Origin of the sequence: Tahibacter sp. (assembly GCF_032229445.1) — a bacterium.
Taxonomy (GTDB): Bacteria; Pseudomonadota; Gammaproteobacteria; order Xanthomonadales; family Rhodanobacteraceae; genus Tahibacter.
Window position 1 is genome coordinate 1 of sequence record NZ_JAVTWC010000036.1, and the last position, 15,815, is coordinate 15,815.

The following is a 15,815-nucleotide window of genomic DNA, read 5'->3' on the forward strand; positions in this document are numbered from 1 at the left end:
CCTTGAACTCGCCACCGAATCGCTCGGCACCGATCTTCGTCAGCGCTGCCGTCAGTGTCGTCTTGCCGTGGTCCACGTGACCGATCGTGCCGACGTTGACGTGCGGCTTGGTGCGCTCGAATTTACCCTTAGCCATGACTCAAAACCTCAAACAGTGAATAGCGGTGACGATGACTTAGCCGGCCTTCTTCATCACCTGTTCGGCGATGTTATTCGGCGCTTCTGCGTAGTGATCGAATTCCATGGTGAATGTGGCGCGGCCCTGCGACATGGAGCGCATCGAGGTGGCGTAGCCGAACATTTCACCCAGCGGCACCAGCGCGTTGATGACCTTGCCCGACGGGCTGTCATCGGAACCCTGAAGGATGCCGCGACGGCGCGAAAGATCGCCCATCACGTCGCCCATGTAGTCTTCCGGCGTAACGACTTCTACCTTCATGATCGGCTCGAGAAGCACGGGGTTGGCTTTGTGGAAACCTTCCTTGAAGCCCATCGAACCCGCGATTTTGAAGGCCATTTCATTCGAGTCGACTTCATGATACGAACCGTCGACAAGGCGGACCTTGATATCAACGACCGGGAAGCCGGCAAGAATGCCGTTCTGCATCGCCTCGCGAATACCTTTGTCTACCGCCGGCACATATTCCTTCGGAACCGTACCGCCGACGGTCGCATTCTCGAACGTATAGCCCACGCCACGTTCCTGTGGTTCGATCTCGAGCACGACATGGCCGTACTGACCTTTACCACCAGACTGGCGCACGAACTTGCCGTCCTGCTTGACCGCTTTGCGAATCGTCTCGCGGTACGCAACCTGCGGCTTGCCGACATTGGCTTCCACGTTGAACTCGCGCTTCATGCGATCAACGATGATTTCCAGATGCAACTCGCCCATACCGGCGATGATGGTCTGGCCGGATTCCTCGTCAGTTCGCACACGCAGCGACGGATCTTCCTGCGCAAGACGCGAAAGCGCCATGCCCATCTTTTCCTGGTCAGACTTTGTCTTCGGCTCAACCGCCATCGCGATGACCGGCTCCGGGAAGATCATTCGCTCAAGCGTGATGACGTTGTTCGGCGCGCACAGCGTGTCGCCCGTCGTAACATCCTTCAAGCCGACCGCAGCGGCGATATCGCCAGCGCGAACTTCCTTGATTTCATCACGCTGGTTCGCATGCATCTGCAGAATGCGGCCAACACGTTCTTTCTTGCTCTTGACCGGGTTGTAGACGGTATCGCCAGAGTTCAGCGTTCCCGAGTAGACACGGAAGAACGACAGCGAGCCGACGAACGGATCAGTCATGATCTTGAACGCGAGCGCCGAGAACGGCTCGCTGTCACCAGCTGAACGCGTCGCTTCCTTCTCGTCCTCGTCGATGCCCTTGACTGGCGGACGATCGGACGGCGCCGGCAGATAATGGATGACCGCATCCAGCATCGCCTGCACGCCCTTGTTCTTGAACGCCGTGCCACAAAAGACCGGAATAAGGCTCGTCGCCAGCGTGCCGGCCCGGATCCCCTTCATGATTTCCTCTTCCGAGAGATCACCCTCCTCGAGGTACTTGTTCATGAATTCGTCGGACGTTTCTGCGGCTGCTTCCACCATGAAGCTACGCGCGGCCTCGCACGTCTTCACGAGATCGGCCGGAATGTCGCGGTATTCGAACTTCGTTCCCTGGGCTTCAACATCCCAGTAGATCGCCTTCATCTTGATGAGGTCGACCACGCCTTCGAAATTCTCTTCCGCGCCGATCGGCACCTGCATCGGCACCGGATTAGCGCCAAGACGAGCCTTCAACTGCGAGACGACCTTGCTGAAGTCGGCGCCGGTGCGGTCCATCTTGTTGACGAATGCCATGCGCGGCACGCCGTACTTGTTGGCCTGACGCCAGACGGTTTCCGACTGCGGCTGCACGCCGCCAACGGCGCAAAGGACAAACACCGCGCCGTCGAGCACGCGCAGCGAACGCTCGACTTCGATGGTGAAGTCTACGTGCCCAGGGGTGTCGATGATGTTGAACCGGTGTTCCGGAAAAGACATGTCCATGCCCTTCCAGAAACAGGTCGTCGCGGCCGACGTAATCGTAATGCCGCGCTCTTGCTCCTGCTCCATCCAGTCCATCGTCGCAGCACCTTCGTGCACTTCGCCGATTTTGTGGTTGACGCCGGTGTAAAACAGGATGCGTTCGGTCGTCGTCGTCTTGCCAGCATCAATGTGAGCCATGATGCCGAAGTTGCGATAACGGTCGATAGGGGTAGTACGGGCCACAGTCGTTCCCTCAACTCTTACCAGCGATAGTGCGAGAACGCCTTGTTGGCTTCCGCCATACGATGCGTTTCTTCACGCTTCTTGACCGCGGAACCGCGGTTCTCGGAAGCCTCGAGTAGTTCGGCGGCCAGCTTACGCGGCATCGAGTTTTCGCTGCGCTTGCGCGCTGCGTCGATGACCCAGCGCATGGCCAGTGCCGTGCGGCGAGCCGAACGAACTTCGACCGGAACCTGATAGGTCGCACCACCGACGCGGCGCGACTTCACTTCGACAGCCGGGGCGACATTGCTAAGCGCCTTCTCGACCAGCGACAGCGAGTCGGCATTCTTCTGACCGATATGATCGAGCGCACCGTAGACGATGCCTTCAGCAACCGATTTCTTGCCGCTCTTCATCACCATGTTGATGAATCGAGCGATAAGCTGGCTGTTGTGCTTGGGATCGGACAGCAGCACACGGGTGGGGGCGGAACCTTTACGCGACATGATTCAAGCCTTCTCTAATCAGGACTTCGGGCGCTTGGCGCCGTACTTCGAACGACCCTGGCGACGCTTCGCGACACCAGCGGCGTCGAGCGAACCGCGCACCGTGTGGTAGCGCACGCCCGGCAGGTCTTTCACACGACCGCCGCGAATCAGGACCACCGAGTGCTCCTGCAGATTGTGACCTTCGCCACCGATGTAGCTGATGACTTCGTAACTGTTGGTCAGACGAACCTTGGCCACCTTGCGCAGAGCCGAGTTCGGCTTCTTCGGGGTGGTGGTGTATACACGGGTGCAGACGCCGCGACGCTGCGGACAGCTCTGGAGAGCCGGTGAGGCGCTCTTATAGGTCTTCGGGCTACGCGGTTTACGCACCAACTGGTTGATAGTCGCCATTCGTGGATGCCTTAAGAAACAAAAGACAGGCCGAAACAAATCGACCTGCCAAGACGCAAGAGTTTAACAAGCGGTTGACGAGGGCGTCAACACGACACCCCGGTCTTCACTTCCATGTATTCGAACACGAGGCACATCCTGCGCCTCATTTCGATGTCGTTTTTAGCGTCGCAAGGACGCTGGTACTTAGCCGTTGTCGTCGGCGGAGTCGGCCACGAATTCGGTAACGCCACCGCGAAGGGTTTCGATGTCCGAATCCGACAAACCACCGGCCGCGAGGCGGCGACGTGTGGCGTGATAGGCCAAGCCAGTACCGGCCGGAATAAGACGGCCGACGATAACATTCTCCTTAAGCCCACGCAAGGTATCGCGCGTGCCACGGACCGCCGCTTCGGTAAGGACGCGGGTGGTTTCCTGGAACGATGCCGCCGAGATGAACGACTCGGTCGCGAGCGAAGCCTTGGTGATGCCCAGCAGGACCGGATCGAACTGCGCGGATAGCTCGCCCCGTCCGTCCGCACGACGGTTTTCTTCGATCATACGAATACGATCGACCTGCTCGCCGCGCAGGAAACGCGTATCGCCAGCGACGGTGATCTCAATCTTGCGCAACATCTGACGAATGATCGTTTCGATGTGCTTGTCGTTGATGCGCACGCCCTGCAAGCGATAGACGTCCTGAATTTCCTTGACCAGGTAGGCCGCCAGCGGCTCGACACCCAGAAGGCGCAGAATGTCATGCGGATTCGGCTCGCCGTCGACAACGGTTTCGCCCTTCTCCACATGTTCGCCTTCGAAAACGATGACGTGACGCCACTTGGGAATCAGCTCCTCGTGCTCGTTGCCATCGACGTCCTTGATGATCAGGCGCTGCTTGCCCTTGGTGTCCTTGCCGAAGCTGATGATGCCCGAGCGCTCAGCAAGGATTGCCGGCTCCTTGGGCTTGCGCGCTTCGAACAGGTCGGCCACGCGCGGCAGACCGCCGGTGATATCGCGGGTCTTCGACGTTTCCTGCGGGATACGGGCAACCACGTCACCCACGCCCACTTCCACGCCGTCCTGCAACGAGACGATGGCGCCAGCCGGCAGGTAATACTGCGCCGGGATGTCGGTGCCGGGCAGCTTGAGTTCCTTGCCCTTCTTGTCTTCGATGCGCACGGTCGGGCGCAGATCCTTGGCCTGTGTACCGCGACGCTTCGGATCCGTGACGACTGCGCTTTCCAGACCGGTCAGCTCGTCAGTCTGGGCCTGAACCGTCACACCATCGATGAAGTCGATGAAGCGCAGCACACCAGCCACTTCCGACACGATCGGATGGGTATGCGGATCCCAGTTCGCAACGATCTGGCCAGCCTTGACCGGAGCGCCGTCCTTGACCGAAATCGTCGCACCGTAAGGCACCTTGTAGCGCTCACGCTCACGGCCGTGCGTATCGAGCACCGACACTTCGCCCGAGCGCGACACTGCGACCAGATGGCCCTGCGAGTGCTGCACTGTCTTGAGGTTGTTGAAGCGCAGCGCGCCGGTAGTCTTGACCTGCACGTTGTCGACGGCCGCGGCTCGCGATGCCGCACCACCGATGTGGAACGTACGCATCGTCAGCTGCGTACCCGGTTCACCGATGGACTGCGCCGCGATGACGCCAACCGCTTCGCCCTGGTTGACCATGTGTCCGCGAGCGAGGTCGCGGCCATAGCAATGGGCGCAGACACCGAAGCGCGTTTCGCACGTGATCGGCGAGCGCACCTTGATCGACTGCACGCTGGCCTGATCCATCTTGTCGACCAACGCTTCGTCCAGCAGCGTGTTGCGCGTCACGATCGGCTGATCGTCGTTGCCCGGCGCATAGACGTCTTCGGCCACCACGCGCCCCAGCACGCGATCGCGCAAGGGCTCGACCACGTCGCCGCCTTCGACGATCGCAGTCATGGTCAGGCCTTCATACGTTTCGCAGTCGACGCTGGTGACGACCATGTCCTGCGCCACGTCGACGAGACGACGGGTCAGGTAACCCGAGTTGGCGGTCTTCAGCGCGGTGTCAGCCAGACCCTTACGCGCGCCGTGCGTCGAGATGAAGTACTGCAGAACGTCGAGGCCTTCGCGGAAGTTCGCCTTGATCGGCGTCTCGATGATCGAACCGTCCGGCTTGGCCATGAGGCCGCGCATGCCAGCGAGCTGGCGAATCTGCGCCGCGCTACCGCGCGCGCCGGAGTCGGCCATGATGTAGATCGAGTTCATCGACTTCTGTTCGACCGTCTCGCCCTTGGCATTGAGCACCTTCTCGGTACCGATGCCGCGCATCATGGCCTGGGCCACCTGCTCGTTCGTGCGCGACCAGATGTCGACGACCTTGTTGTAGCGTTCGCCCGCAGTGACGAGACCGGACTGGAACTGCTCCTGGATCTCGACGACTTCCTTTTCAGCGACTTCGAGGATCGCCTTCTTCTCACGCGGTATCTTCATATCGTCGATGCCGATGGAGATACCGGCACGCGTCGCGTAGTGGAAGCCCGTGTACATCAGCTGGTCGGCGAACACGACCGTGTCCTTGAGACCCAGCTTGCGGTAGCAGGCATTGATCAGACGCGAGATGTTCTTCTTCGTCAGCTCGGTGTTGACCAGCGCGAACGGCAGACCAGCCGGAATGATCTCGTGCAGCAGCGCGCGACCGACCGTGGTATCGACGATGGCCACGCGTTCCGAGCGTTCGCCGGTCTTGTCATCGCGGTCGGACAGCGTCAGGCGAACCTTGACCTTCGCATGCAGCTCGACGGCGCGATTCTGGTAGGCACGATGCACTTCGGCGACATTGGCGAAGACCATGCCCTCGCCTTTGACGTTCACGAGCTCGCGAGTCATGTAGTACAGACCGAGCACCACGTCCTGCGTCGGCACGATGATCGGATCGCCGTTGGCCGGGGACAGGATGTTGTTGGTCGACATCATGAGTGCGCGCGCTTCGAGCTGTGCTTCCAGCGAAAGCGGCACATGCACGGCCATCTGGTCGCCGTCGAAGTCCGCGTTGAACGCGGTACAGACCAGCGGGTGCAGCTGGATCGCCTTGCCTTCAATCAGCACCGGCTCGAATGCCTGGATGCCCAGGCGATGCAGCGTCGGTGCGCGATTGAGCATGACCGGATGTTCGCGGATCACCTCTTCGAGGATGTCCCACACCTGGGCTTCCTCGCGCTCGACCAGCTTCTTCGCCGCCTTGATCGTCGTGGCCAGGCCACGTCGCTGCAGTTTGGAGAAGATGAAGGGCTTGAACAGCTCCAACGCCATCTTCTTCGGCAGACCGCACTGGTGCAGGCGCAGCGTCGGGCCGACCACGATGACCGAACGGCCGGAGTAGTCGACACGCTTGCCGAGCAGGTTCTGGCGGAAACGGCCCTGCTTGCCCTTGATCATGTCGGCGAGCGACTTGAGGGGGCGCTTGTTGGTACCGGTGATGGCACGACCACGGCGGCCGTTGTCCATCAGCGCGTCGACCGACTCTTGCAGCATGCGCTTTTCGTTGCGCACGATGATGTCAGGCGCGTTGAGTTCGAGCAGGCGCTTAAGGCGGTTGTTGCGGTTGATCACACGGCGGTAAAGGTCGTTGAGGTCCGACGTCGCGAAGCGGCCACCGTCCAGCGGCACCAGCGGACGCAGGTCCGGCGGCAGCACCGGCAGCACCGTCATCACCATCCATTCCGGACGGTTGCCCGACTCGAGAAAACTCTCGACCAGCTTGATGCGCTTTGACAGACGCTTGAGCTTCGTTTCCGAGTTCGTGCTGGCGATTTCCTCGCGCAGCTTGATCAGTTCCTGGTTGAGGTCGATGGCCTTGAGCAGCTCATAGACGGCTTCGGCGCCCATGCGGGCGTCGAACTCGTCACCGTGCTCTTCCACCGCCTGCAGGTACTGCTCTTCAGTCAGCAGCTGACCACGCTCCAGCGCGGTCAAACCCGGCTCCACGACTACGTACGCCTCAAAGTACAGAATGCGTTCGATATCGCGCAGGGTCATGTCCAACATGAGGCCGATGCGCGATGGCAGCGACTTCAGGAACCAGATGTGGGCGGTCGGGCTGGCCAGCTCGATGTGGCCCATGCGCTCGCGACGCACTTTGGCCAGCGTGACTTCGGTGCCGCACTTTTCGCAGACGACGCCACGGTGCTTCATGCGCTTGTATTTGCCGCAGAGGCACTCGTAGTCCTTGATCGGGCCGAAGATGGCCGCGCAGAACAGACCGTCACGCTCCGGCTTGAAGGTGCGGTAGTTGATCGTCTCCGGCTTCTTTACCTCACCGAATGACCACGAGCGGATCAGGTCCGGCGAAGCCAGACCGATGCGGATGGAGTCGAAGTCCAGCGTCTGACGCTGCTGGTTGAACAGGTTGAGCAAGTCTTTCATTTCGTAATCTCCTCACGCCGGCCGCTTACTTCGTCTCTTCCAGCTCGATGTTGATCGCGAGCGAACGGATTTCCTTCACCAGCACATTGAAGGATTCCGGCATGCCCGCCACCATCTCGTGGTTGCCGTCGACGATGTTCTTGTACATCTGGTTGCGGCCCGGCACGTCGTCGGACTTGACCGTCAGCATTTCCTGCAGCGTGTACGCCGCGCCGTAGGCTTCCAGCGCCCACACTTCCATTTCGCCGAATCGCTGGCCACCGAACTGCGCCTTGCCGCCGAGCGGCTGCTGCGTGACGAGCGAGTACGGACCAGTGGAACGCGCATGCATCTTGTCGTCGACGAGATGGTTGAGCTTGAGCATGTGCATGTAGCCGACCGTGACCGGGCGGTCGAACTGTTCGCCCGTGCGACCGTCGATCAGGATGGTCTGGCCCGATGTCGGCAGACCGGCCAGCTTCAGCATGTGCTTGATCTCTTCCTCGAACGCGCCGTCGAATACCGGCGTTGCCATCGGCACGCCCTTGGTCAGGTTCTTGGCCAGGACCTTGAGTTCGTCGTCGCTGAACTGGTCGAGTTCGACGCGGTCCTTGCCGAAGGATTCCCTGTCGTGGTTGTAGATCTGGCCGATGAACTTGCGCAATTCGCTGGCCTTCTCATTCGCCGCGAGCATCGCTTCGATCTTGTGGCCCAGCCCTTTGGCGGCCCAGCCCAGATGCACTTCGAGCACCTGACCGATGTTCATACGCGATGGGACGCCGAGCGGGTTCAGCACGATGTCGATAGGACGGCCGTCAGCCGAGAACGGCATGTCTTCGACCGGCACGATCATCGAGACCACGCCCTTGTTGCCGTGACGGCCAGCCATCTTGTCGCCCGGCTGGATGCGGCGCTTCACGGCCAGATAAACCTTGACCATTTTCAGGACGCCCGGCGCGAGGTCGTCGCCCTGGGTGATCTTGGCCTGCTTTTCCTTGAAGCGGCGGTCGAACTCTTCGCGGTGGCGACGGATCTGCTCGGCGGCACGCTCGAGGAACTCGGCGGCGTCATCATCCTTGACGCTGAGCTTGAACCACTCGTCCTTCTTAAGCTCGTCGAGATACTCGTTGGTGATCTCGGCACCCTTCTTCAGGGCATTCGGGCCATGGTTGGCGGTCTTGCCGAGCAGCGCCGAGCGCAGGCGCGCGTAGATCGCGCTTTCGAGGATGCGGAACTGGTCGTCGAAGTCCTTCTTGACGCGCTTGACTTCCATTTCCTCGATCTGGCGCGCGCGCTTGTCCTTCTCAATACCGTCGCGCGTGAACACCTGAACGTCGATGACAGTGCCGTCCATGCCAGGCGGCACGCGCAGCGAGCTGTCCTTCACGTCCGAAGCCTTCTCGCCGAAGATCGCGCGCAGCAGCTTCTCTTCCGGTGTCAGCTGCGACTCGCCCTTCGGCGTGACCTTGCCGACGAGGATGTCGCCCGCCTTCACTTCGGCACCAATGTAGACGACACCGGATTCGTCCAGGCGCGACAAAGCCTGCTCACCGACGTTCGGAATGTCGGCGGTGATTTCTTCCGGTCCGAGCTTCGTGTCGCGCGCAACGCAGGTCAGTTCTTCGATATGGATCGTCGTGTAGCGATCTTCCTCGACGACGCGCTCGGAAATCAGGATCGAGTCTTCGAAGTTGTAGCCATTCCAGGGCATGAACGCGATCAGCATGTTCTGGCCCAGGGCCAGCTCACCGATGTCGGTCGACGGGCCGTCGGCCAGCGCGTCGCCGGTCGCGACCACATCGCCTACTCTGACCAGCGGACGCTGGTTCATGCAGGTGTTCTGGTTGGAACGGGTGTACTTGGTCAGCGTGTAGATATCGACGCCCGCGTCGTTGTCGCCGACTTCGACTTCGTGCGCACGCACGACGATACGGCCGGCGTCGACCTGATCGATGACGCCGCCGCGCTTGGCCAGCACCAGCACACCCGAGTCGCGCGCTACGGCGCGCTCGATGCCGGTACCGACCAGCGGCTTTTCAGCGCGCAGCGTCGGCACGGCCTGACGCTGCATGTTCGCACCCATGAGCGCGCGGTTCGCATCGTCGTGCTCGAGGAACGGCACGAGCGCCGCGGCGACCGACACGGTCTGCATCGGCGACACGTCCATGTAGTGCACATCGCTGGCCGGACGCAGCTCGGATTCGCCGCGGTAGCGGCAGGCGATGTATTCGTCGACGAAACGACCGTCTTCGGTCAGCGGCGAGTTGGCCTGGGCGATAACGAACTCGCCTTCGCCGATCGCCGAGAGGTAGTCGACTTCATTGGTAATCTTCTCGTCGGTCACGCGGCGGTACGGTGTCTCGAGGAAGCCGTAGTCGTTGGTGCGCGCGTACACGGCGAGCGAATTGATCAGGCCGATGTTCGGGCCTTCCGGCGTTTCGATGGTGCAGACGCGACCGTAATGGGTCGGATGCACGTCGCGTACTTCGAAGCCGGCGCGCTCACGCGTGAGGCCACCCGGGCCGAGGGCCGACACGCGACGCTTGTGCGTGACTTCCGACAGCGGGTTGTTCTGGTCCATGAACTGCGACAGCTGCGAGGAACCAAAGAATTCCTTGATCGCGGCGGCGACCGGCTTGGCATTGATGAGTTCCTGTGGCGTCAGTCCCTCGGACTCGGCCAGCGACAGACGCTCCTTAACGGCGCGCTCGACACGCACGAGACCGATGCGGAATACGTTCTCAGCCATTTCGCCGACCGAACGCACGCGACGGTTGCCGAGATGATCGATATCGTCGACCACGCCGCGGCCGTTGCGGATTTCGCACAGCGTACGGATGACGTCGAGGATGTCCGAGGTCTGGCCCAGTTCCTTGACCAGCGACTTCGAGTTCTCGTCGTTGCGCTCAGCCAGGTAACGGTGGTCATACAGAATGCCAGGACCGTTGTCGTCCTTGCGCCCGACGCGACGGTTGAACTTCATGCGGCCAACACGATCGAGGTCGTAGCGCTCGAAGGTGAAAAACAGGTTGAAGAACAGGTTCTGCGCAGCTTCCTTGGTCGGCGGCTCGCCCGGACGCATCATGCGGTAGATTTCGACCAGCGCCTCAAGCGGCGTCTTGGTCGAATCGATGCGCAGCGTGCTCGAGATGTACGGACCGCGATCCAGGTCGTTAACCCACAGTGTAGAAATCTTCTCGACGCCGCCCTTGCGGAACTTCTCCAGCAGGGTTTCGTTGAGTTCTTCGTTGGCCAGGGCCAGCAGTTCACCGGTCTTCTTGTCGATGACATCGTGCGAGACGATGCGGCCGAGCAGGTAGTCGTCCGGCACTTCGAGCGAGTTGATGTTTTCTTTCTGCAACTCGCGTACGTGGCGCGCCGTGATGCGCTTGCCAGCCTCTACGACGACCTTCTCGCCAGCGCGCAGATCAAAGTTCAGCGTCTCGCCACGCAGGCGTTCGGCAACGAGTTCAAGTTCGGCGCCGCCCTGCTTGCCGAGGGTGAACACGTTCTTCTCGAAGAACAGATCGAGCATCTCGGCGTTGGTGTAGCCGAGAGCACGCAGCAGCACGGTGACCGGCAGCTTGCGGCGACGGTCGATACGCGTGAACAGGCAGTCCTTGGGATCGAATTCGAAATCGAGCCAGGAACCACGGTACGGAATGACGCGGGCCGAGAACAGCAGCTTGCCCGAGCTATGCGTCTTGCCGCGGTCGTGATCGAAGAACACGCCGGGCGAGCGGTGCAGCTGCGAGACGATGACACGCTCGGTACCGTTGACGATGAAGGTGCCGGTGTCGGTCATGAGCGGCACTTCGCCCATGTAGACCTCCTGCTCCTTGACGTACTTGATCGCCTTGTTGTTTGCCGGGCTTTCGCGGTCATAGATGACCAGGCGCACGGTCACGCGCAACGGCGCGCCGTAGCTCATGCCGCGCTGGCGGCACTCGCGCTCATCGAACGGGGGTTCGCCCAAGCGGTAGCTGACGTATTCGAGGGCAGCATTGCCCGAATAGCTCGTGATCGGGAACACCGACTTCAGCGCCGCATGCAGGCCTTTGTCTTCGCGGGCGGTCACGCCGCCGGCGTCGAGCTGGAGGAATTCCCGGTAGGAATCCACCTGGATGGCGAGCAGGAAAGGAACGTCAAGCACGACGGGGCGCTTGCCGAAATCCTTGCGGATACGCTTCTTCTGGGTGAACGAGTAGGTCATGGTCGGGTACCGCCTCGGGTCGTCAAAACCGTCACTGCGGAAGCAGCAACGTGGAAGGGAAAACGGATATCGGCAAAAAGTGTTTCTGTTCCATCACTGCTTGCCGATAGTCGCGGTCCTGCGAACAACAGTGAAAGCCCGGGAGCTTACGCCCCCAGGCTTTCGTCTTGCCTGGACTAGCAGGCAACGCAACGCGTCGCTTACTTGATCTCGACGGTAGCGCCGGCAGCTTCCAGTTCCTTCTTGAACTTGGCCGAATCGTCCTTGCTGGCGGCGTCCTTGACGGTGGCCGGAGCAGATTCGACGAGGTCCTTGGCTTCCTTCAGACCGAGGCCGGTGATCGCGCGGACAGCCTTGATCACTTCGACCTTCTTCTCGCCGGTGGCCTTCAGCACGACGGTGAATTCGGTCTTTTCTTCGACGACAGCGGCCGGAGCTGCCGGGCCAGCCGCAGCAGCGACCGGGGCAGCGGCGGACACGCCGAACTTTTCTTCCATCGCCTTGACCAGCTCCATCACTTCGATGAGGGTCTTGCCGGCGATCGCTTCGATGATCTGCTCGTTGCTGAGAGACATAGTGTTAACTCCTGGAAATTACGGCTAAGTTGTGAATTTCGTGACCGGCTGGCGTGTGGCTCAAGCCGCCTGCTTCTCACCGGCTGCCTTGGTAACGCGCGCGATTTGCGACGCGGGTTCCGACAGCAGGCGGACGAGCATGGTGGCGGGCTGGATAAGCACGTTGAGGAACATGCTGAGTGCCTGATCGCGGGTCGGCAGCGAAGCCAGCACGTCAATGTGCGAGCCTGGGTATGCCTTGCCGCCCATCGCGACCAATACGGGTTTCAGCTTGTCCGCAGCCTTGGCGAAATCCTTGATCAGACGGCCGGCAGCACCGGGATCTTCCTTCGAGAAGGCATACAGCAGCGGGCCGACCAGCGAGTCCTTGACGCACTCGTAATCGGTCCCCTCTACTGCGCGCGAGACCAGCGTGTTCTTGGCAACTCTAAGAAACACACCATTCTGACGCGCCTTCTTGCGCAGCTCGGTGAGCTGCCCGACGGTAAGACCCGCGTACTCGGCGGCGACCAGGGAATAAGCCGAGGAAGCCACATTCGCCAGTTCGGCAACGACCTCTTTCTTTTGCGCAAGATTGAGCGCCATTGCGTTCTCCGAACCGGATAGCAGAGCACTCCTGTGCCATGCATCCATCAGCGAAACGGATCGTTCAGTCCTTTCAGATCCGCTGGTATCTCGCGATACCGTTTTGGTGGCCGTTCCAGGAAAACCTGTTACGGGCTACACCATCTACGCAGGCCGATGGTTTAAGACCTTTGCGGCATGACCGGGAGCATCCGTCGCAGTGCTGCGCTTCCCTGCTCTCCTGGGCATACCGGTATGGTCGCCTGCGGTCTTTGACGGCGCCCGGCCGTAATCGCCGGGTGCCCTCAAAATTGTTCCGGCATGTTCAATCGCCGGGGTGCGACTTGCGCCGCGCTTGCGAATTACTGCTTCACGCCCAGCGTGGACTGGTCGACGATCACACCGAGGCCCATCGTGGTCGACAGCGACACTTTCTGCAGGTAGTGACCCTTGGCCGCAGCCGGCTTGGCCTTGAGCAGATCCGCCAGCAGCGTGTTGAGGTTGTCCTTCAGTGCGTCGGCTTCGAAGCTAGCCTTGCCGATGGTGGCGTGGATGATGCCGGCCTTGTCATTGCGGAACTTGACCTGACCCGCCTTCGCGTTCTTGACCGCGGTGGCGACGTCTGCGGTGACCGAGCCGTCCTTCGGGTTCGGCATCAGACCGCGCGGACCCAGCAGCTGACCGAGCTTGCCTACGACGCGCATAGCGTCCGGCGTCGCGATCACGCGGCCGAAGTTCAGTTCACCGGCCTGCATCTTCTCGGCCAGATCGTCCATACCGACCGCATCGGCGCCGGCCGCCCTGGCGGCCTCGGCCTTCTCGCCCGGAGGGCAGAACACGGCGACGCGGATGGTCTTGCCGGTGCCGTGCGGCAGCAGGCTGGAGCCGCGCACGCCCTGATCCGACTTCTTCGCATCAATACCCAGACGGACGGCGACGTCCACGGATTCGACGAACTTGGCCTTCGCGTTGTCCTTGAGGATCTTCAGCGCGGCTTCGAGCGGATAGGTCTTGCCCGGCTCGACCAGGCCCTGCATTGCTTTGAAACGCTTGGTGATTGCCATTGCCTTAGATCTCCGTGTTCAGGCCCATGCTGCGCGCGCTGCCGGCGATGGTACGCACGGCGGCATCAAGATCAGCGGCGGTGAGATCCGGCATCTTCGCGGTGGCAATCTCTTCGAGCTGCTTGCGCGTGACCTTGCCGACCTTTTCGGTGTTCGGGCGCTTGGAGCCCGACTGAATGCCCGCAGCCTTCTTCAGAAGGATCGAAGCCGGCGGCGTCTTGGTGATGAAGGTGAAGGAACGATCCGAATAGGCCGTGATCACGACGGGAATCGGCAGGCCCGGCTCCAGCTTCTGCGTGGCCGCATTGAAGGCCTTGCAGAATTCCATGATGTTGAGGCCGCGCTGACCCAGCGCAGGACCGACCGGCGGCGAGGGGTTGGCCTGACCGGCCTTCACCTGCAGCTTGATATAGCCGACTACTTTCTTTGCCATTGTCTTCTCCGGGTATAACGCCTGAACATCAGGCTCCCCATCGGACCAGGGATTACACGCGCCCTGGCTTCACGGTCCTGCAAAAACAATACTGACTGGCAACACGAACGGGGCGAGCGGCCGTTGCGGCGCTCTGCCCCGAAGCGGTTCAGGCCTTCTCGACCTGACCGAATTCCAGTTCCACCGGCGTCGAACGACCGAAGATCAGCACAGCGACTCGCAGGCGGCTCTTCTCGTAGTTGACTTCCTCGACCACGCCGTTGAAATCGTTGAACGGCCCCTCGGTCACGCGGACCATTTCGCCCGGTTCGAACAACACCTTGGGCTTGGGCTTTTCCACACCTTCCTGCACACGACGCAGGATTGCGTCCGCTTCGGAATCCTTGATCGGCAACGGACGATCTGCGGTGCCGCCGATGAAACCCATCACCTTCGACGTTTCCTTGACCAGATGCCAGGACTCGTCATCGATCTTCGGCGCCTTGTTCTCGGTATCCGTCTCGATCTGCACGAGCACGTAGCCGGGAAAGAACTTGCGTTCGCTGCGGCGCTTCTGGCCGCCGCGCATCTCGATCACTTCTTCGGTCGGGACGAGGATGTCGCCGAACCTGTCTTCCATGCCGGCGCGCACGACGCGGTCACGCAGGCCTTTCGCAACCTGGTGCTCAAAGCCGGAATAGGCATGGACGACGTACCAACGCTTGGCCATTACGGTCCTTAGAACTTGAGCAGCCAATCCATGACGACGACCTTGAGCAGCAGGTCAATCAGGCCGAGGATGATGCTGATGATGATGACGACGACGACGATGACGCCGGTCGTACGAATGGTTTCTTCGCGCGTCGGCCATACGACCTTGCGCAGTTCAATGCTCGACTCCCGGAGAAAGAACCGGGCATTACGTCCCGGACCGGACTGGCTGGCGACGAATACCGCCCCAACCAGAGCGGCCAGCATGCCGAGCGCACGCAGCACCGGAGCTGCGTCGGCAAAATAGTAGAAGCCCACGATACCGCCGACCAGAATGAGGGCGGCCAGCGTGAGCTTGGCGATATCGGCAGCACTGGTGCCGGAAGCTTGTTCGACTTTCGCGTTCATGTTCCTGCTGCCGAAGCGGCCCTGGCGGCGGGCGCAAAGCGCACTGCTGCCTCACGCCGGACCTGCGATCAATGGCACGCCAGGAGGGACTCGAACCCCCAACCTGCGGTTTTGGAGACCGCTGCTCTGCCAATTGAGCTACTGGCGTACCGCGTAAACCCTGTTACACCGCACTTGCTGTATCTGTACCTGCCAAACCCGCAAATGGCGATGGCGGCTTGCGCCGCCAAGGCCAGTTTCGGCCGCCGCGCGCTATTTCAAGCGCGCGGCGCGATTTTTTGCTCAGGCGAAGATCTTGGCGACGACGCCGGCGCCGACGGTACGGCCGCCTTCGCGGATCGCGAAAC

12 protein-coding genes and 1 tRNA gene are annotated in these 15,815 nt (G+C 61.2%); all 13 read right to left on the minus strand.

Annotated elements, in window-relative coordinates:
- The coding region (locus RUU78_RS07840) for a GTP-binding protein (RefSeq protein WP_227416080.1) at window positions 1-136 on the minus strand (136 nt) is incomplete at its 3' end.
- Window positions 137-175: 39 nt separating this feature from the next.
- Window positions 176-2,269 carry an elongation factor G gene (fusA, locus tag RUU78_RS07845; protein ID WP_313915333.1) on the minus strand — a complete coding sequence of 698 codons (2,094 nt, stop codon included), beginning with the start codon at window positions 2,267-2,269 and terminating at the stop codon, window positions 176-178.
- 17 nt (window positions 2,270-2,286) lie between these two features.
- On the minus strand, window positions 2,287-2,754 hold the full coding sequence (rpsG, locus tag RUU78_RS07850; RefSeq protein WP_313915334.1) for a 30S ribosomal protein S7: 468 nt from the start codon (window positions 2,752-2,754) through the stop codon (window positions 2,287-2,289).
- Between the two features lie 18 nt (window positions 2,755-2,772).
- Window positions 2,773-3,147, minus strand: coding sequence for a 30S ribosomal protein S12 (gene rpsL / locus RUU78_RS07855; protein ID WP_313915336.1), 375 nt, complete (start codon window positions 3,145-3,147; stop codon window positions 2,773-2,775).
- Between the two features lie 186 nt (window positions 3,148-3,333).
- Window positions 3,334-7,542, minus strand: a complete 4,209-nt coding sequence (gene rpoC, locus RUU78_RS07860) for a DNA-directed RNA polymerase subunit beta' (protein ID WP_313915338.1) — start codon at window positions 7,540-7,542, stop codon at window positions 3,334-3,336.
- Between the two features lie 25 nt (window positions 7,543-7,567).
- Window positions 7,568-11,734 carry a DNA-directed RNA polymerase subunit beta gene (gene rpoB / locus RUU78_RS07865; protein WP_313915340.1) on the minus strand — a complete coding sequence of 1,389 codons (4,167 nt, stop codon included), beginning with the start codon at window positions 11,732-11,734 and terminating at the stop codon, window positions 7,568-7,570.
- Window positions 11,735-11,934: 200 nt separating this feature from the next.
- Window positions 11,935-12,309 carry a 50S ribosomal protein L7/L12 gene (gene rplL, locus RUU78_RS07870; RefSeq protein ID WP_313915342.1) on the minus strand — a complete coding sequence of 125 codons (375 nt, stop codon included), beginning with the start codon at window positions 12,307-12,309 and terminating at the stop codon, window positions 11,935-11,937.
- A 60-nt stretch (window positions 12,310-12,369) separates the two neighbouring features.
- A complete protein-coding gene (gene rplJ / locus RUU78_RS07875; protein ID WP_313915343.1) occupies window positions 12,370-12,894 on the minus strand; it encodes a 50S ribosomal protein L10 in 525 nt (174 codons plus the stop codon).
- 341 nt (window positions 12,895-13,235) lie between these two features.
- Window positions 13,236-13,937: a 50S ribosomal protein L1 gene (rplA, locus tag RUU78_RS07880; protein ID WP_313915345.1), complete on the minus strand. Its 702-nt coding sequence runs from the start codon at window positions 13,935-13,937 to the stop codon at window positions 13,236-13,238.
- A 4-nt stretch (window positions 13,938-13,941) separates the two neighbouring features.
- Window positions 13,942-14,370 (minus strand): 50S ribosomal protein L11, encoded by a 429-nt coding sequence (rplK, locus tag RUU78_RS07885; protein ID WP_313915347.1) that lies wholly within the window; start codon window positions 14,368-14,370, stop codon window positions 13,942-13,944.
- Between the two features lie 148 nt (window positions 14,371-14,518).
- Entirely contained in the window at window positions 14,519-15,079 is a 561-nt protein-coding gene (gene nusG, locus RUU78_RS07890) for a transcription termination/antitermination protein NusG (RefSeq protein ID WP_313915349.1), read from the minus strand.
- 8 nt (window positions 15,080-15,087) lie between these two features.
- Window positions 15,088-15,468 carry a preprotein translocase subunit SecE gene (gene secE / locus RUU78_RS07895; RefSeq protein ID WP_313915351.1) on the minus strand — a complete coding sequence of 127 codons (381 nt, stop codon included), beginning with the start codon at window positions 15,466-15,468 and terminating at the stop codon, window positions 15,088-15,090.
- A gap of 72 nt (window positions 15,469-15,540) precedes the next feature.
- Window positions 15,541-15,616: transfer RNA gene (locus RUU78_RS07900), tRNA-Trp, on the minus strand.
- Between the last annotated feature and the right edge of the window lie 199 nt (window positions 15,617-15,815).